General features: G+C 35.3%; 12 protein-coding genes. All 12 read left to right on the top strand.

The features are described 5' to 3' along the window. Positions 1-163: 163 nt before the first annotated feature. Positions 164-901, top strand: a complete 738-nt coding sequence (locus BSF41_RS20260) for an SDR family NAD(P)-dependent oxidoreductase (protein ID WP_095931320.1) — start codon at positions 164-166, stop codon at positions 899-901. Positions 902-1,086: 185 nt separating this feature from the next. Beyond that, on the top strand, positions 1,087-2,250 hold the full coding sequence (gene uxuA, locus BSF41_RS20255) for a mannonate dehydratase (protein WP_095931328.1): 1,164 nt from the start codon (positions 1,087-1,089) through the stop codon (positions 2,248-2,250). Positions 2,251-2,378: 128 nt separating this feature from the next. Continuing rightward, positions 2,379-4,985 carry a glycosyl hydrolase 115 family protein gene (locus BSF41_RS20250; RefSeq protein ID WP_095931319.1) on the top strand — a complete coding sequence of 869 codons (2,607 nt, stop codon included), beginning with the start codon at positions 2,379-2,381 and terminating at the stop codon, positions 4,983-4,985. 168 nt (positions 4,986-5,153) lie between these two features. Next, a complete protein-coding gene (locus tag BSF41_RS20245) occupies positions 5,154-6,263 on the top strand; it encodes an endo-1,4-beta-xylanase (RefSeq protein WP_095931318.1) in 1,110 nt (369 codons plus the stop codon). A gap of 270 nt (positions 6,264-6,533) precedes the next feature. After that, positions 6,534-7,967 (top strand): MFS transporter, encoded by a 1,434-nt coding sequence (locus tag BSF41_RS20240; protein ID WP_095931327.1) that lies wholly within the window; start codon positions 6,534-6,536, stop codon positions 7,965-7,967. A gap of 21 nt (positions 7,968-7,988) precedes the next feature. After that, positions 7,989-9,023, top strand: a complete 1,035-nt coding sequence (locus BSF41_RS20235) for a glycoside hydrolase family 43 protein (protein WP_095931317.1) — start codon at positions 7,989-7,991, stop codon at positions 9,021-9,023. 263 nt (positions 9,024-9,286) lie between these two features. Then, positions 9,287-10,294 (top strand): GntR family transcriptional regulator, encoded by a 1,008-nt coding sequence (locus BSF41_RS20230; protein ID WP_095931316.1) that lies wholly within the window; start codon positions 9,287-9,289, stop codon positions 10,292-10,294. 2 nt (positions 10,295-10,296) lie between these two features. Further along, positions 10,297-11,778 carry a xylulokinase gene (locus BSF41_RS20225; protein ID WP_095931315.1) on the top strand — a complete coding sequence of 494 codons (1,482 nt, stop codon included), beginning with the start codon at positions 10,297-10,299 and terminating at the stop codon, positions 11,776-11,778. A gap of 9 nt (positions 11,779-11,787) precedes the next feature. Beyond that, positions 11,788-13,113, top strand: coding sequence for a xylose isomerase (gene xylA, locus BSF41_RS20220; protein ID WP_095931314.1), 1,326 nt, complete (start codon positions 11,788-11,790; stop codon positions 13,111-13,113). A gap of 440 nt (positions 13,114-13,553) precedes the next feature. Further along, complete coding sequence (gene fsa / locus BSF41_RS20215) at positions 13,554-14,210, top strand: fructose-6-phosphate aldolase (RefSeq protein ID WP_095931313.1); 657 nt, start codon at positions 13,554-13,556, stop codon at positions 14,208-14,210. Between the two features lie 578 nt (positions 14,211-14,788). Continuing rightward, positions 14,789-17,956 carry a TonB-dependent receptor gene (locus tag BSF41_RS20210; protein WP_095931312.1) on the top strand — a complete coding sequence of 1,056 codons (3,168 nt, stop codon included), beginning with the start codon at positions 14,789-14,791 and terminating at the stop codon, positions 17,954-17,956. A gap of 10 nt (positions 17,957-17,966) precedes the next feature. Further along, the gene (locus tag BSF41_RS20205; protein ID WP_095931311.1) at positions 17,967-19,598 is read left to right on the top strand and encodes a RagB/SusD family nutrient uptake outer membrane protein; all 1,632 of its coding nucleotides are present in this window, start codon (positions 17,967-17,969) and stop codon (positions 19,596-19,598) included. Positions 19,599-19,615: the final 17 nt, after the last annotated feature.

Raw genomic sequence — 19,615 nt, 5'->3', positions numbered from 1 at the left:
ATGAATAATTGTAATGCGGATAAAACGGATTCGCTATCGCGAAGACACGGAAAAAAGACGGATTTTTTTTAATGAAAATGAGAATAAAAAATCTGTGTAAATCAGCGATTTCACGATAGCGAATCCGTTTTATTAGCATCCAAAAAAATATATTTTTAAAATTATGAGCAAAAAAACAGCAATTGTAACCGGAGGAAATTCGGGTTTAGGTTTTGCAACCGCAAAAAAACTTTGTGACAACGGAATCACAACTTATATAATTGGAAGATCAAAAGAAAAAACAGAAGATGCCTGCAAAGAAATTGGAGAAAATGCTATTCCAATAATTTTCGATTTGAACGATTTGAAAGGTATTCCTGCGATGATTGAAAGTATTACAAAAGAAAACCCAATTGATATTTTGGTAAACAATGCCGGAATCAATATGAAAAAAGAGTTTACAGATGTAACCGATGAAGACTTCCTTTCAATTATCCATACCAATCTTTTAAGCGTTTTTAGTGTGAGCCGAGAGGTCGTAAAAAATATGAAAGTAAACGGAGGCGGAAGCATTATCAATATCAGTTCTATGGCATCGCAGTACGGAATTCCAAAAGTAATTGCATATTCGGCTAGTAAAGGCGCAATTGAGTCAATGACACGTGCGATGGCAACAGAATTGGCACCTGCAGGAATTCGCGTAAATTGTATTGCTCCGGGATTTATTAAAACCAAAATGTCGTCAACAGCACTTGATAATGATCCAGAAAGAAAAAATAAAGTGTTAGAAAGAACACCAATGGGATATTTAGGAGAACCATCAGACATTGCAGATGCGGTTTATTATTTCGCTTTAAGCGAATCAAAATATACTACCGGTACGGTATTGCCAGTTGATGGCGGAAATAGTATAGGTTTTTAATTTTTAAATATTTTAAACACATAGAAACATAGTTCTTCTTTGTCTAAAAAAGGCGATTCACTTACATTAATGCATATAGACTATGTGTTAGAAACTAGTTTCTTTTTTTAATCTTTTTTCGAGTTAATATCAATCTATGTTTCTAAGTGTTTAATTAATTTTTACAAAAGTTAAATATGATAAGAATACAGCAAACCATGCGATGGTTCGGTCCAAATGATAACGTCAAGCTGATTGACATTCGACAAGCTGGAGCAATAGGAATTGTAACCGCATTGCATCAAATTCCGGTTGGAGATGTCTGGACGATTGAAGCAATAAAAGAAAGACAAGAAATTATTCGTAATTACGGGTTGGAATGGACTGTGGTTGAAAGTCTTCCTGTTCATGAAGAAATCAAACGAGCTTCGGGGAATTATCTGCAATACATCGAAAATTATAAAATCAGTTTGCAGAATCTGGCCGAATGTGGCATCAAAATCATAACCTACAATTTCATGCCTATTTTGGATTGGGTAAGAACCAATCATAATTTTATAAACGAAGACGGAAGTAGAGCTTTGCTGTACAATCAGGATGCATTTACTTATTTTGATGTGTTTCTTTTAAAAAGACCGAATTCAGAAAAGGATTATTCGGAGATGGAAAAAGAGAAAGCGTTACAGTTTGGAAATCAATTATCCGAAGATGAAAAAGCATTGCTGTTTAAAAATGTCTTATTAGGATTGCCAGGAAGTAAAATCCACTTTACGGCGGAGCAGATTTTGTCTCTTTTAGAGAATTATGCCGAAATCGACAATCAAAAATTAAGAGAAAACCTGATTTATTTTCTATCAGAAGTAACTCCGATTGCGGAGAAAAACGGGCAAAAATTAGCAATTCATCCCGACGATCCACCATTTTCGGTTTTAGGTCTTCCAAGAATTGTCTCAACAGAAGCCGATTTGAAAGCTATTTTCAGCGCTGTTCCGTCAATAGCAAACGGATTGTGTTATTGCACAGGATCATTAAGCGCTGATCCAAAAAATAATCTCGAGAAAATCATAGACAATCATGGAGATAGAATTCATTTTTTGCATCTGAGAAATACTATCCGCGAAAGCGAAACCATTTTTAGGGAATCGGAACATTTAAATGGTGATGTGAAAATGGAAGTTATTATTGAGAAATTATTGTTGTTAATGAACAAAATCAAAGTAAGTCTGCCAATGCGCCCGGATCATGGTTTTCTTCATAGAGTGGATGAAGAAACAGAAACTTATCCTGGTTATTCTTTGACAGGAAGATTAAAAGGTTTGGCTGAGTTGAGAGGTTTGGAAATGGGAATTGCTTATAAATTGGGTTTGTAGTCAAAGTTTCTAAGTTTTTACGTTGATAGTTTCTCTCAAAGACGCAAAGACGCAAAGTTTTTTAAGTTCTAAAAGAAGTAAAAAATCTTAGCGACTCAGCGAGATTAAATAAAAAAGTTTGTGACTTTATGTGTTTAAAAATTAAAACTTCATATCTAGTTCTACTACTTTTCCTAATCGGATTAAGTACAAAGTCGTACGCCATAAATCCAGAGAAGTATATAGTCAATCAGGCTTCAGCCAAAAACTTTCCTTTAGTTTCAAAAGGAAAAATAGCTTCGATTTTGGTTGATGATAAAGATTATGTAGGAGTTTTAAAAGTAACTGCACATTTAGAAAACGACATTTTTCAAGTTTCAGATTTACATCCGAAAAGAATTAAAAACATTTCAGAAGCAGAAGATTTTGTTGTGATTATTGGGACATTAGGAAAGAGTAAAATAATAGATCAATTAGCTAAGGAAGGTAAAATTGATGCCAGAGAACTTCAGGGAAAATGGGAAAAATTTACCACGCAAATTATCGAAAATCCGTTTAAAGGAATTAAAAAAGCGTTGGTAATTGCAGGTTCCGATAAACGAGGAACAATTTACGGAATCTACGATTTATCGAATCAAATTGGTGTTTCGCCTTGGTATTATTGGGCAGATGTTCCGGTTAAGAAACAATCAGAATTGCATGTTTTGCCTGGAATCCATTCGAAGGGAGAACCAAAAGTAAAATACAGGGGGATTTTTATAAATGATGAAGCGCCTGCACTTACAGGCTGGGCATTCGAGAAATTTGGCGGATTCAATTCGAAATTCTACGATAAAGTTTTTGAATTGATTCTCAGGATGAAAGGCAACTATTTATGGCCAGCAATGTGGGGCAGAATGTTTTATGTTGAAGATCCTCAGAATGCTATTTTGGCCGACGAATACGGAATTGTCATGGGAACTTCGCATCACGAACCGTTAACGAGAGCGCATGCAGAATGGGGAAAAGCAAACGGAAAATGGGATTTTAATTCCAATTCGAAAGCTTTGATTCGGTTTTGGAAAGACGGAATTAAAAGAATGGGAAACAAAGAAACCATTGTTACAATTGGAATGCGTGGCGACGGCGACGAACCTATGACTGAGGGAACTGCGATTGAATTATTAGAAAATATTGTAAAAACTCAAAGAAATATTATTGCGGAAGTTACTAAAAAACCTGCTGAAAAAACGCCACAAATGTGGGCGCTTTACAAAGAAGTTCAGGATTATTACGACAAAGGAATGACCGTTCCCGACGACGTAACACTTTTATTATGCGATGATAATTGGGGAAATATCCGTAAACTTCCAGAACTCGATGCGAAACCAAGAAAAGGCGGTTACGGTATTTATTATCATTACGATTATGTTGGCGGACCGAGAAATTATAAATGGATCAACACGAATCAAATCGAGCGTACTTGGGAGCAAATGGATTTGGCATATCAATACGGAGTCGATAAAATCTGGATTGTAAATGTGGGCGATATCAAACCAATGGAATTTCCGATTGAGTTTTTCTTAGACATGGCTTGGAATCCTGAAAAATTCAATGCAGGTAATTTGGAACAATATTATGTGGATTGGGCAAAAGAAAATTTTGGCGATCAGTCTACAGAAGAAATTGCGTCTATTTTAAAATTATATACTAAATACAATTCACGCAGAAAACCAGAATTGCTGGATGCTAAAACGTATAGTGTTGCCAATTATAATGAAGCAGATCGAGTTGTAACAGAATATCAGAAATTGGTTAAAAAAGCCAATTTGATAAACGAAAAAATGAAACCAGAGTATAAAGATGCTTTTTATCAGCTGGTTTTATTTCCTGTTTTGGCAAGCGCCAATTTAAACGAATTATATGTTGCAACGGCTAAAAATCATTTATATGCAGAACAAGGAAAAGTTTTGGCAAATGATTATGCTGAAAAAGTAAAAGAGTTATTTGAAAAAGACAGTTTGCTAACGAATTATTATCATACGAAACTGTCAAATGGCAAATGGAATCATATGATGTCGCAAACGCATATTGGATATGATAATTGGCAACAGCCAGATAAAAATATAATTCCGAAAACAAAAACAATCAAAATTTCAAATAAAGCTGAAGCGGAAATTTCTGCTGTGAATTTTCCAAAGACTGAAAGAGCAAATAATAAAAATAGAGATTTAGAACATTTACGCGGTTTTGTGGAGGATAACGGTTACATTTCAATAGAAAGTAAAAATTATTCTAAAGCAATAAATTCGGATGCAGTAAAATGGGCCATAATTCCGAATCTTGGTAAAACAGATTCTGGAATAACAATAAAACCTTCGAATATTCAGCCAATTGAAATTTCAGAACAATCACCAAGATTAGAATACAACGTTCATTTTTTCAGTAAAGGAAAAATAAAAGTAAACGCTTATTTTTCACCGACAATCAATTTTAAAATTGGCAACGGCTTAAAATACGGAATTGGCTTTGATGATGAAAAACCGCAAATAAAGAACCTCAATGCAGATTCTTCGGAAAAAGCTTGGGCAGAATCTGTTGCAAATAATATTAAAATAATAACCTCAACACATGAAATCGAAAAATCAGGAAATCATGTTTTGAAGATTTATGCGGTTGATCCGGCTTTGGTGCTTCAGAAAATTGTAATTGAAGCGGAAGAAGGAAAAGTTTTGGACTCGTATTTGGGACCTCCAGAGAGTTTTAGGAAGGAATGATTCCATAATGTAACACGTTCTGTTTGTCATTCCGAGGAACGAGGAATCACACTAGATATTCTGTGCAGAATGTAGCTAATCTTTGTCGATTCCCGAGTGTGATTCCTCGTTCCTCGGAATGACAAAACTAAACCAATAAAAAACAATTAACTATTTAAACCAAAAGATATGAAATGTATTAAACTTTGCTTAATTGCCGTCACAACTTTGATGGCTGTGAGCTGTACATCGCAAAAAGAAACCACTTCATTAAAAGATGCTTACAAAGATGATTTCTATATTGGAACTGCTTTAAGCGCTGATCAAATCGAACAAAAAGACAAAAAAGAAGATTCTTTGATTCGAAAAGAATTTAATGCCATTACAGCAGAAAACATCATGAAATCTATGTTTACGCATCCGCAAAAAGACAAATACGATTTTACTTTGTCTGATAAATTTGTGACGTATGGCGAGAAAAACAAAATGTTTATTCATGGTCATACTTTGATTTGGCACAGCCAATTGGCGCCTTGGATGGAAAAAATTGCTGACAGTACAGAAATGGAAGCGTTTATGAGAGATCATATAACTACGATTGTTTCGAAATATAAAGGAAGAATCAATTCTTGGGATGTTGTAAACGAAGCGTTGAACGAGGACGGAACTTTACGAAAATCTGTTTTTTTGAACACGCTTGGAGAAAAATATTTGGTTGATGCTTTCAAACTCGCTGCAAAAGCAGATCCAAAAGCAGAGTTGTATTATAACGATTACAATATCGAAGAACCCGCAAAAAGGGCTGGAGCAATCGCTTTAATCAAAAAAATAAAAGCGGAAGGCGGAAAAGTGGATGGAGTTGGTATTCAAGGGCATTGGAGATTGCAAAGTCCATCGATTGAAGAAATTGAGAAAAGTATTTTAGAGTATTCGGCTTTAGGAATTAAAGTTGCTTTTACAGAATTGGATATTACCGTTTTACCAAATCCGTGGGATTTAAAAGGAGCTGATGTAAATCAGAATTTCGAAGGAAGTGCCAAAATGAATCCCTATCCTAAAGCATTGCCAGATTCCGTTCAAACACAATTAGCAGAGCGTTACGCATCGATTTTTAAACTATTTTTAAAACATAAAGATAAAATTAGCAGAGTTACATTTTGGGGCGTTCATGACGGGCAATCGTGGTTAAACGATTGGCCAATTAAAGGAAGAACCAATTATCCGCTTCCGTTCGACAAAGATTTAAAACACAAACCTGCTTATGAAAGGATCTTAAAGCTGAAAGAAACTAAAGAATAAATACTAAAAAAGCGTAAGTTTTGAGAAAATAACCAACAATCGGTTGTGGTTTGAAAAATATCTTAAATAAAGTAAACTAAATTTGCAAAGTATGTTTTTTTAACTAATTTTACACAACCGATTGTTTGAATTGTAATTCGTTTTCCTGCAAGGTTTCCAAAACCTTGTAGGTCTGATTTTAGGAGCTGTAAAAAACAATTGAAACCTAAAAGGTTTGAAAAACCTTGCAGGAATAAAACTAACTAATCAAAAATGACCACAAACCCACGAATGACTAACATTTCACAAAAACTATCCATCAAAGAAAAAATTGGATACAGCTTAGGAGATCTTGCTGCTAATCTCGTTTTTCAAACTTTGATGACGTATTTGGCGTATTTCTACACCGACATTTACGGATTATCACCAACAGATTCTTCGATCATCATGTTGATTGTTGGATTAATTGCCGCCTTTATTTTTAATCCGATCATTGGGGTTTTGGCAGACAGAACCAGTACCAAATGGGGAAAATTTAGACCTTGGATTTTAATAACGGCAATTCCACTTGGTATAGTAGCGCTATTAGCCTTTTCAACTCCTGATTTCTCTTATAAAGGAAAAGTAATTTATGCCGTTGTAACCTATACTTTATTATTGCTTTTTTATGCTGGAAACAATTTGCCTTATTCTGCTTTAAGCGGTGTTATTACGGGCGATATGAAAGAACGAAACAGTATGTCATCATACCGTTTTGTGGCGGTTATGTTTGCTCAGTTTTTTGTTCAGGTTTTCATGCTTGGCATTATAAAAAGTGCTGGAAATGGCGATAAAGCAGTCGGAATTGAAAAAGTCATGACAGCATTAGCGATTATTGGGACGATTATGCTTTTAATTACGTTTTTAACCACCAAGGAAAGAATTATTCCGAAACCAGAACAAAAATCAAGCGTAAAAGAAGATTTAAGCGATTTAATCAAAAACAGGCCTTGGGTTATTATGCTTTCGCTGACGACTTTGGTTTTTGTGACTTTGGCAATGAAAGGCGGTTCATATGTGTATTATTTTGAGAATTATGTCGATAAAGAACAATTAGCCATTTTCATTCAGCCTATTTTAGATACTTTATCGAATATCGGATTGAATCATTTTGGAAATGATCCTGTTTCAGCGGGTTTCGGTTTATTTAATGCGGGTGGAATTATTTTTATGATTGTTGGAATTACTTTGTCCAAAAATCTCGCAGACAAATACGGAAAACGAAATGTTTTTGGTACATTTTTATTCATCTCGACTTTGTTCATTATTGCATTCTATTTTTATCCTCCAACATCAATTAGTCTGATGTTTTTCTCTCAGATTCTACACGGATTTTTCTATGGAATAACGATCCCAATTCTTTGGGCAATGATTGCCGATGTGGCCGATTATTCAGAATGGTTAAATAACCGTCGTGCAACTGCGATTATATTCTCTGCAATGATGGTTGGACTAAAAACAGGACTGAGCGTGGGAGGTGCTTTAACCACTTTATTTTTAGGTTATTTTCACTACGTTCCCAATGCACCACAACAGTCTCAAACAGCCATAAATGGAATAAAATTACTAGTGAGTATTTTCCCTGCAATCCCTTTTTTAATTGGAGCTGGATTGTTGTTTTTCTATAAAATCAATAAAGAAATGGAAGTGCAGATTGAAACAGAATTAAAAGAAAGAAGAGCTTAATTATTTAAACAAAATAGAAGTATGCCTGAAGATAGCATTGAACACATTAATTTTGAAGAAATTAATGACCTGGCGATTTCAAAGCCTTTAGTATCCCATATGTACACAGCCGATCCTTCGGCACATGTATTCAACGGAAAAATTTACATTTACCCATCTCATGATATTGATGCTGGAATTCCGTTTAACGATAACGGCGATCATTTCGGGATGGAGGATTATCATGTTTTTTCTATGGAAGACATTTCATCAGAAGTAGTTGATAATGGTGTTGCATTGCATGTAGATGATGTGGCTTGGGCCGAAAAGCAAATGTGGGCACCTGACGCAGCGCATAAAAACGGGAAGTATTATTTGTATTTCCCTGCCAAACGTGCCAACGGAATTTTCCAGATTGGTGTTGCCATTTCAGATTCGCCAGTTGGGCCTTTTGTTCCCGAAAAAGATGCCATAAAAGGAAGTTACAGTATTGATCCAGCCGTTTTTGAAGATGAAGATGGTAGACATTATATCTATTTTGGAGGAATTTGGGGCGGACAGCTTCAAAAATATCGTAGCAATAAATACGATGAAAACCACGAAGAACCTTCGTCAAGTGAAAAAGCCCTTGGGCCAATAGTAGCTCTGCTGCGAGACGATATGCTTGAATTTGCTGAAGAACCAAAAGAGATTAAAATTTTGGATGAAAACGGCAATGAGATTTTGGCAGGCGATCATGACCGTCGTTTTTTTGAAGCTTCTTGGGTGCATAAATACAACGGAAAATATTATTTCTCGTATTCTACAGGCGATACTCATTTTATCTGTTATGCTATTGGCGATAATCCTTATGGGCCGTTTACGTATCAGGGAAGAATTTTGAATCCTGTTGTGGGTTGGACATCGCATCATTCGATTTGCGAGGTAGAAGACGAGTGGTATTTGTTTTATCACGATTCGAGTTTGTCAAAAGGGGTGACGCATTTGCGAAGCATGAAAGTAACCAAAATCGATTATTTAGAAGACGGTTCGATTATTACGATTGATCCTTATGGAATAAGAAGATTAATTGATTAAGATTTTTTGTATAAAAAATTTAGCAAAAAATACAATCGGTTGTGTTGTGATTTTACTTCTTTTCATTCAATTTGTCATTTCAACGAAGGCAGAAATGGCAAATTGGGTAGAAAATGAAACGGAAAGACCAGTTAGTCGCGGCGTAAAGACGCCCAAATTTTTAGAATAAAAGAGCTTAAAAAAAATAACATATTTAATACGAAAAATAATTTTTTATAAAAGTTTTTTAGCTACTTTAGCATAACAGAACGGAACAGAACGGTATGCTAAAAGAAGAAGAAAAATTTGAGTTTATAATGAATCACGAAAGTGATATTCCGAAGTATCAGCAGTTGGTAGATGGAATTACGAATGCTATTGCGGAGAATATTTTACAGAAGGGAGATTTACTTCCGTCGGTAAATGTGATCTGCAAGACCTATCAGCTTTCAAGGGATACTGTTTTTAAGGCTTATTCGATTTTGAAAGACCAAAAAGTGATTGATTCTGTGCCTAATAAAGGTTATTACGTAGCGGGCGAAACGAGAAAAGTGCTTTTGGTTTTAGATACGTTTAAGGCTTATAAGGAGGTTTTATATCATTCGGTTGTGAATAATCTGGCCGATAATGTGATTATTGATGTACAGTTTCATCATTATAATATTGATGTTTTTAAAACGATCATTAATAACGGAATAGGGAAGTATTACAAATATGTGGTGATGAATTTTGATCACGCGGCTATTGCTCCGGCATTATCAGCGATTTCAAAAGATAAACTGCTTTTGATTGACTGGAACATCAGAGCTGATAAAACGAGTAATTATGTTTTTCAGGATTTTGGAAAAGCATTTTATGAGTCATTGACAGAGGCAAGTGATTTGTTTAAAAAGTACAAAAAGATACAATTTGTGTATCCAGATTTTACCAATCATCCGTGGGAAACGGTGGAGTTTTTTAAGAAATTCTGTGCCGATTTTGGTTTTGAATATGAGGTAATTACAGATCCAAAGAAATTCAGCATCGAAAAAGGGATTGCTTATATCAGTGTAAGCGATAGGATTTTGGGACACTTTTTAGAGCAGTGCAAAGAGAAGGATTTTGAGCCAGGGAAAGATGTTGGATTTTTGTCGTACAACGAAACCCCGATGAAAAAATTTATATACAAAGGAATTTCGGTTGTCTCAACTGATTTTAAAGAAATGGGAACCAAAGCAGCGGCATTTATTACGCATGACGAAGATACTCAGTGTTATGTGCCGACAAAATTAATAATAAGAGAATCATTGTAAGTATGTATTATATCGGATATGATATTGGAAGTTCTTCTGTCAAGGCAGCCTTGGTAGAAGCAGAAACGGGTAAAAAAGTAATCGTTCTGAATGAACCGCAGAACGAAATGGAAATCCTTTCGATTCACCCAGACTGGGCTGAGCAGGATCCTGAAATCTGGTGGCAGCACATTTGTACAGCAACAAAGAGAGCTATTAAAGAGGCTAATATTGATGCATCTAAAATTCAGGGCATTGGTATTTCGTACCAAATGCATGGATTGGTGATTGTGGATAAGGAAGGAAATGCCCTTAGAAATTCAATTATTTGGTGCGACAGCCGTGCGGTTGAGATTGGTAATAAGGCTTTCGCCGAAATTGGAGAAGAAAAATGCATGTCGCATTTATTGAATTCGCCAGGAAATTTTACGGCTTCAAAACTGAAATGGGTTAAAGAAAATGAACCTGAAGTTTACAATAAAATCTCTAAGTACATGCTTCCGGGAGATTACATCGCTTTGAAACTGACAGGTGAAGTAACAACAACTAAAAACGGTTTGTCTGAAGGAATGCTTTGGGATTATAAAGAAAATAAAGTAGCCGATTGGCTTTTGGATTACTACGGAATCGACCAATCATTAACTCCAAAAATCGTAGAAAACTTTACGAATCAAGGTGTTGTTACTGAAAAAGCTTCTGCTGAATCAGGTCTTCCAGCTGGAATTCCTATTGTGTACAGAGCAGGAGATCAGCCTAATAATGCTCTTTCATTAAATGTTTTAAATCCGGGAGAAGTGGCGGCTACGGGAGGAACTTCAGGAGTTTTTTATGCCGTTAGCGAAATGTCGTCTGGAAAGAGCACAAGAGTAAACAATTTCGTTCACGTAAACTACGAACTAGAAACGCCGAGAGTTGGTAAATTGTTGAATATTAACGGAGCAGGAATTCAGTACAGATGGCTTCGTAATAATATGGGCAACGAAAGTTATGAAGCAATGAATGAAAAAGCTTCTAATATTGAGGTTGGATCTGAAGGTGTTGTCGTAATTCCGTTTGGAAATGGCGCTGAGCGTATGTTCAACAATAAAACTATTGGAACTCACTTTTTAAACCTCAACTTAAATATTCATAATAGTGCGCATTTGTTTAGAGCTTCTCTTGAAGGAATTGCGTTTTCGTTTGTGTACGGAATGGAATGTTTAAAAGATGATAATGCGACAATTAATGTAATTAGAGCAGGAAATGATAACCTTTTCCGTTCGGAGATTTTCTCTAATACCGTGGCAACTTTAATTGGTCACGAAATCGAAATTTACAATACAACTGGAGCAGTTGGTGCGGCGAGAGCGGTTGGCTTAAAAGATGGTGATTACAGCAAGTTTGGAGCTAATGTAAGTGACAACGATCACGTAATGACGTTTTTACCGCTTCATAACGCAGCACCTTACGAAGCGGCTTATAAAAAATGGAAACAAGAATTAGAATTAATATTAACAAATAAATAAAAAAATCAAATGATAGTTTTAGGAGATAAAGAATACTACAAAGGTATTGGCCAAATTAAATTTGAAGGAAAAGAATCTGATAATCCGTTGGCATTTAAATATTACAATCCAGACCAAGTTGTAGCTGGAAAAACAATGCGTGAGCACTTTAAATTTGCTATCGCTTACTGGCATACTTTCTGTGGACAAGGTAGTGATCCATTCGGGCCAGGAACACAACAATTTGCTTGGGATGCTTCATCAGATCCATATCAGGCTGCAAAAGATAAGGCAGATGCTGCTTTTGAATTCATCAGCAAAATGGGATTCGATTATTTCTGTTTTCACGATTACGATTTGATTGCTGAAGGAGCAACTTTCGCAGAATCAGAAAAACGTTTGGCTTTTATTACAGATTACTTAAAACAGAAAAAAGCAGACTCTGGAATTAAATTGCTTTGGGGAACTTCAAACTGTTTCTCAAACCCAAGATTCATGAACGGAGCCGCTACAAATCCTGACTTTAATGTTGTGGCAAGAGCTGGTGGTCAAGTAAAATTGGCTTTGGATGCAACAATTGCTTTAGGAGGAGAAAACTATGTATTCTGGGGTGGTAGAGAAGGTTATATGTCTTTACTAAATACAGATATGGGAAGAGAATTAGACCACATGGCGCAATTCTTAGCAATGTCTAGAGACTACGCAAGATCTCAAGGTTTTAAAGGAACTTTCTTCATCGAGCCAAAACCAATGGAGCCATCTAAACACCAATACGATTTTGACTCGGCTACAGCAATCGGATTCTTGAAAAATTATGGTTTAGATAAAGATTTTAAAATCAATATCGAAGTAAACCACGCTACTTTGGCACAGCACACTTTCCAACACGAATTGGAAGTTGCGGCAAAAGCGGGAATGTTAGGAAGCATTGATGCGAACAGAGGTGATTACCAAAACGGATGGGATACAGACCAGTTCCCAAACAACATTCAAGAGACAACAGAAGCGATGTTGGTTTTCTTAAAAGCTGGTGGATTACAAGGTGGTGGAGTTAACTTTGATGCTAAAATTAGAAGAAACTCTACAGACTTAGAAGATGTTTTCTTAGCACACATTGGTGGAGCTGATACTTTTGCAAGAGCTTTATTGACTGCAGATAAAATCATCACGTCTTCTCCTTACGAAAAATTAAGAACTGAAAGATACAGCTCTTTCGATTCTGGAAAAGGAAAAGATTTTGCTGACGGAAAATTAAACCTTAAAGATCTTTATACTATCGCTCACGAAAATGGAGAATTAAATCTTCAAAGCGGTAAACAAGAATTGTTTGAAAATATCATTAACCAATACATTTAATTGGTAAACTTCTACAGCAAACCTAACAGCCCCGATGCATCGGGACTGTTAGGTTTCTTATAAAACTTAGTGAGACAAAAATCTAAGAAAATTTAAATTTTTAAATGTGATAGCCATAAAGCGTTAAAAATATTTAAAAATGTTTTTGAGATCAAAACTTCGAAAATGTGCATTAAGATTATGGCTTTTTTTACATTAAGATTTAAGAAAAATAGATTGAAGGTTTAGTTACTATTTTTTGAAAATCGAAACGAATAAAAGGTCAGTTTGATAAAATAATAGTGAGTATTTTTTATTGAAGGTTTTTTGAAGAGCAAAATCAATCGAAATGCACATTTTTCACTTACTACAATATGCTGTGAACTTTGTCAAAGTTTTAAACTTTGACAAAGTTTTTTTACTAGAAATCAGACTACAATTAACCACAAACCAAAAAACTTATGAAATTTTTTATTGACACCGCCAATCTTCAAGACATTGAAGAGGCGCAGGCTTTAGGCGTTTTAGATGGTGTAACCACCAATCCGTCTTTAATGGCAAAAGAAGGCATTACAGGAAAAGAAAATATCCTGAAACATTATCTTGATATTTGTAATATCGTTGATGGCGATGTTTCGGCTGAGGTAATCTCGACTGAATTTGAAGGAATGGTAAAAGAAGGAGAAGAATTAGCCGCTTTACATCCTCAGATTGTAGTGAAACTGCCTATGATTGGCGATGGTATAAAAGCGTGTAAATACTTTTCTTCAAAAGGAATTCGCACCAATGTAACTTTAGTATTTTCGGCGGGTCAGGCTTTGCTTGCCGCTAAAGCAGGAGCGACTTATGTTTCTCCATTTTTAGGGAGATTAGATGATGTTTCTACAGATGGAATGCATTTAATTGCTGAAATCAGAGAAATCTATGATAACTATAATTATCAAACTCAAATTTTGTCGGCTTCTGTGCGACATACCATGCATATTATCAATTGTGCCAAAATTGGATCAGATGTAATGACTGGACCGCTTTCTGCGATAAAAGGTCTTCTGAAACATCCTTTAACCGATATCGGATTAAAGCAATTTGTAGAAGACGCGAAAAAGATGAATTTATAACCTTTTTCATTTCCGTTTTTATAGTTTTAAAAACTCTCTTCCAGTTATTTGGAAGGGAGTTTTTTTATGAAATAAAAGCAACCGATTGTTTCTTTTTTATGTTTTGTAAGAATTATAATATTTTAACGATATACTCTTGGTTTTCAGTTTATAACATTTATTAAGTCAGCTTTTATAAGGGATAGCGAAAGATTTAATTTATGATGAATTTTTAGACAGTTACTACAACGTTTTAGTTTTTTTTGGAAAAATCTCATTTTTTAACATTTTATATTTTTTTTAAGATTTTGAATCAAATGATTTATTATCTCTAACGTTTTCGTGATATTAAATACTGTTTTTAATGATTGTTTAATATTTTACAATTATTAATACAGATAATTCTTTTTTTTAGCTTTATTTTTTTGAAATTAGGAATAAAAATTAACACAACCGATTGCGTGTTGTTGTTTTTTGCATATATTTGTTTTGACTATAAGCTAGTTATTTGTTTAAAATGTTAAAATAAAAACGAGTAAAAAGTCACCTAAAAAGAAAACTAACTAAACCATACTATTAACTCATTAAACCAATTATTTATGACTAACTTTTTAATTACTAAAAGCAGATCTAAATACTTTAAGAATTGGGGGTTCTTAATCCTGATGCTGGTATTTTCTGCTGCAGTAAATGCACAAATTACTGTTACAGGTACTGTATCTGATGGTGTAGGACCAATACCAGGTGTCAACATTATTGTAAAAGGAGCCAAAACAAGTACCGTATCTAATTTTGACGGGACTTACACCCTTCAAGCTATTCCCAATAATAGTATTTTGGTCTTTAGCTTTATTGGATACAAACCGTATGAAGTTGCAGTGAATAATAAAACCAAAATTGATGCTGTACTAGAAGAGAATTTAAACGACTTAAAAGAAGTTGTTGTTATTGGATACGGAACAGCAAAAAGAGCAGATTTAACAGGAGCAATTTCTTCGATATCTAGTTCGGCGGTAACACAATCTGTTTCTACAACTATCGATCAGGTATTGCAAGGCCGAGCGGCTGGGGTGCAGATACAGCAAAATAGCGGTACGCCTGGAGGAAGTTCTTCGGTACGTATTCGTGGTATAAGCTCTATTACAGGTTCTAATGAACCGATTTATGTAATTGATGGTGTTATTATAGATGGTAATTCAGGCTCTTTAAATACAAATCCGCTTTCAGGAATTAACCCTAATGATATTGCTTCTATAGATATTTTGAAAGATGCTTCTGCAACTGCTATTTACGGTTCTAGAGCGGCAAACGGGGTAATTATGGTGACTACTAAAACAGGTAGAAAAGGAGATTTGACTTTAAATTTTGACAGTTATGTAGGGTGGCAGCAAATGCCTAAAGAATTGCAGGTGCTTAATTTAAGAGAATATGGAACGCTGAAAAACACGAGATCAGATTTAGGAATCGTTCAAAGAGATCCTTATTTTATTCGTCCTGATTTATTAGGAGAAGGAACAAACTGGCAAGATGAATTGTTTCAAACAGGTTTAATTCAGAGCTACAATTTATCTGCGTCAGGCGGATCTGATACTACTACTTATGCATTAGGAATGTCTTATTTTGATCAGGAAGGAACGATCATCGGTTCTTCTTTTGATCGTATGACCATTCGTGCAGTTGTGGACTCGCAAGTAAAGAAATGGATGAAAGTTGGAGTAAATTTAAATGCTTACAAAACCAATCAGGTCACTACAGTAAATGATGATTCGGTAATCTTAACCGCTTTAAAACAAACTCCAAACGTAGCCGCTAGAAATGCTGACGGTACTTTTGACGGACCAGATACTACTGAATTCGTTCAAACTAATCCGTTAGGAATTGCAATGCTGAAAGATAATCATGGAAAAGACTACGGAATTAGAGGAAATGTGTATGCAGAAATTGGTTTCACAAAAGATTTAAAATTGAGAACCCAATATTCTATAGATTATGGTTTTGGAAACCGATATACTTTTAATCCATCTTATACTTTTGGAGCATTATCAAATGAAGTTAGAGAAGGATCAAGAACAAAATCTACGAGCGAAAACTGGATGTGGACTAATACTTTGACTTATAATAAAGCATTCGGAAAACATAATATTAATGCATTGGTAGCTCAAGAGTTTCAAGAGCAAAACTGGGAAAATCTGTATGGCTACCGTTCAGGTTATTTAACCAATGGAGCAACAGATTTAAACGCTGGAGACCCAACAACGGCTAGAAACTCAAATGCAAGTTCTACAAAATCGCTTAGTTCTTATTTTGCAAGAGCAACGTATACATTTGATGATCGATATATTCTAACAGGAACAATCAGAAGAGACGGATCTTCGCAATTTGCTGAAGGCAATAAATGGGATTGGTTTCCATCTGCTTCATTAGCGTGGAAAGTTTCAAACGAATCATTTTTAAAAGAAAATCAGACCATTAGCAATTTAAAATTACGTGCAGGATGGGGAGTTACAGGTAATTCAAGCGTACCAAATAATGCTTATACTTCTGTTTATGGCACTTCGGCAACCAATTGGGGAAGCGGGCAAATTGCAACTAATACTGCAAATCCAGACCTTAAATGGGAAAAATCAAACCAGACTAATATTGGTTTAGATATCGGACTTCTAGACAATAGAATTGAAATTACAACAGATGTTTATTATAAAAAAACAGATGATTTATTACTAAGATTATCACTTCCAGCTTACGTAGGAACAACGGGTCAAGGAGCTACAACACCGCCTTTTGCTAATATCGGATCTCTTGAAAACAAAGGTTTCGAGTTTACGATAAACACCATAAACATGCAGAGAAAAGATTTTCTTTGGAAATCAAATTTCAATATCTCGATGAACAGATTTAAAGTATTGAAATTGAATTCAGAATCTGGAGTTTACGATCAGACTTTACAACAAGGTTCAGACGTAACAGTGGTTACTCGTACTGCAGTTGGACAGCCATTAGGACAATTTTATGGTTATAAAGTAATCGGACGTTTTGAAAAAGCAACAGATTTTTATTATAAAGATGCCACAGGAACAGTAAAACCAACAGCATTGCCGGAAGGAATGGTAATTGGTGAAAATGGCGTTTGGATTGGAGATTATATGTTTGAAGACGTTAATAAAGATGGAGTAATCAACGAAAAAGATGCAGGTTATATTGGAGATCCTAATCCCGATTTCACTTTCGGTTTCAATAACAGTTTTTCATTCAAAGGATTTGATGTGAGCATTTTGTTTACAGGTTCTTACGGAAATGATGTTTTAAATTACCAAAGAAGATGGCTTGAAAACCCACGAGAGAATACCAATTTATTGAAATCAGCTTTAGGATACGCGCAATTAGAATTAATCGACCCAAATGGGCCAAATGATTATCGTAATGTGCAGATTGTGGGCGGAGATCCTTACATGCCTAGAATTGCAGCGTCATCTGCAGCTTCGGCTTCAAATTATCGTTTAAGCAACAGATTTGTTGAAGACGGGTCTTATGTAAGACTTAAGAATATTTCGATTGGGTATAATCTTCCTAAAGATTTGTATTCGAAATACGGAATTTCAAACATCAAAGTGTACTCAAACATGCAGAATGTTTTAACCTTTACCAAATATAAAGGATATGATCCTGAAGTAGGTGCAATGTACCAAAACCAACTTCTAAATGGTATCGATAACGGACGTTATCCTTCACCTATGGTAACTACGCTTGGATTAACTGTTAATTTCTAAAAAACGCACAATGAAAACAAAGAAAATATTTTACACGGCTTTAATTATTGCATTGCCATTTGTTTGGACGAGTTGCAGCGACATTTTGGACGTTGAACCGAATGATGTAATTACAAAAGAGAACTTTTATAAAACAGAATCTGATTTTCAGGCCGCAACGGGACCATTATACAATAAAGTATGGTTTGATTTTAATGATAAATTCTACTACGGATTAGGAGATGGACGTGCCGCAAACATGTATGCGCCTTTCTCAGATTATGTTTATCCGTTTACAGATTTAACAGAAACGGGACTAACAGGGCCTTTGGTTTCGGCTTGGGCATCTTTGTATAATGTAATACAGCAGTCTAATAATGTGATTATTGGAATTTCTGGAAGCTCAATGAGCGAGGCTATTAAAAACAAATATATTGCTGAAGCTCGTTTTATGAGAGGAACAGCTTATTGGTATCTAGCTTCGTTATGGGGAGATGTGATTATTTCTACAGATCCGAGAGAATTGGTAAAAAATCCAATCGTAAACAAAAATCCAATGAAAGATGTTTACGAATTCTCAATGCGTGATTTAGAATTTGCTGCAAAATACCTTCCGGAAACTGCAGGGCAGGCTGGACGTTTAACAAAATACAGCGCATACGGAATGCTGTCTCGTGTTTACTTATCATTTTCAGGTGTTAGCGACAACCCAAACAGCGGAACACGCAATCAAGAATACCTTGATTTGGCCAAAAAAGCAGCAGAAAAAGTAATGAGTTCTGGGCCTTACAGCTTAATGACAAATTATGAAGATTTGTTCATGATCGACAATAACAACAATACCGAATCTATGTTTGCATTGCAATGGGTTCCAAACGGAGATTATGGCGTAAACAATACACAACAGGCTTATTTTGCATTAGGCTCTGATATTACAGGAGACGATGCCGCTTGGGGATATTGGACAAGAGCTTCTTATAATGTTTTACAAGAATATGAATCAAAAGATCTTCGTCGTAGAGCGACTTTTATGGGAGATGGTGATCATTATGCAGAAATCAATAAAGCAAACGGAGGTTATATAGTAGATCATACAGCAGATTTCCTTACCATTAAAAAAGGAGTTGTAGGTTCTACCAAAGACAATTCTAAAATTACACGTATGAATTCTGCTTTAAATACATACATGTTACGTCTGGCAGAAGTGTATTTAAATTATGCAGAAGCAGCTTTAGGAAACAATGCTACAACTGCAGATGCAACTGCCATTTCGGTTGTAAACAGACTTCGCTCACGTGCAGGTTTAGACCCTAAAACAACTCTGACTTATGCAGATCTTGCACACGAAAGAAGAGTTGAATTATGTATGGAAGGACAATATTGGTACGATCTAGTTCGAAGAGCTTACTACAAACAGCAGGAAGTAATTAACTATGTGACTGCGCAGAATAGAGGGACAATAACTCCAATTTTGTACGACTCAGCAACCAATACCGTTACGGTTGACGCTACAAAAGCGACAAGTCCGAGAGCAATTGGGGTAATTGATGCGACAATTTTCACACTTCCTTATCCAGAATCTGAATTAGTTCAGAATCCGTTATTGAGAGAAAATCCTGTTCCGTATCAGTTTACAGAAGAGAAAATAAAAGACTTATTCTAGTTTCAGAAATAAAAAAC

It is taken from the genome of Flavobacterium sp. ACN2, from assembly GCF_002303885.1.
Classification (GTDB): domain Bacteria; phylum Bacteroidota; class Bacteroidia; order Flavobacteriales; family Flavobacteriaceae; genus Flavobacterium.
The sequence above is the reverse complement of the archived record's forward strand: the minus strand, read 5'-3'. Positions and strand labels throughout refer to the sequence as shown.

Bases quoted from the DNA above. Each gene is read 5' to 3' on its own strand.
- BSF41_RS20260 (WP_095931320.1), top strand. From the start codon at position 164: ATGAGCAAAAAAACAGCAATTGTAACCGGAGGAAATTCGGGTTTAGGT.
- BSF41_RS20250 (WP_095931319.1), top strand. From the start codon at position 2,379: ATGTGTTTAAAAATTAAAACTTCATATCTAGTTCTACTACTTTTCCTA.
- BSF41_RS20245 (WP_095931318.1), top strand. From the start codon at position 5,154: ATGAAATGTATTAAACTTTGCTTAATTGCCGTCACAACTTTGATGGCT.
- BSF41_RS20240 (WP_095931327.1), top strand. From the start codon at position 6,534: ATGACTAACATTTCACAAAAACTATCCATCAAAGAAAAAATTGGATAC.
- BSF41_RS20235 (WP_095931317.1), top strand. From the start codon at position 7,989: ATGCCTGAAGATAGCATTGAACACATTAATTTTGAAGAAATTAATGAC.
- BSF41_RS20230 (WP_095931316.1), top strand. From the start codon at position 9,287: ATGCTAAAAGAAGAAGAAAAATTTGAGTTTATAATGAATCACGAAAGT.
- BSF41_RS20225 (WP_095931315.1), top strand. From the start codon at position 10,297: ATGTATTATATCGGATATGATATTGGAAGTTCTTCTGTCAAGGCAGCC.
- xylA (WP_095931314.1), top strand. From the start codon at position 11,788: ATGATAGTTTTAGGAGATAAAGAATACTACAAAGGTATTGGCCAAATT.
- fsa (WP_095931313.1), top strand. From the start codon at position 13,554: ATGAAATTTTTTATTGACACCGCCAATCTTCAAGACATTGAAGAGGCG.
- BSF41_RS20210 (WP_095931312.1), top strand. From the start codon at position 14,789: ATGACTAACTTTTTAATTACTAAAAGCAGATCTAAATACTTTAAGAAT.
- BSF41_RS20205 (WP_095931311.1), top strand. From the start codon at position 17,967: ATGAAAACAAAGAAAATATTTTACACGGCTTTAATTATTGCATTGCCA.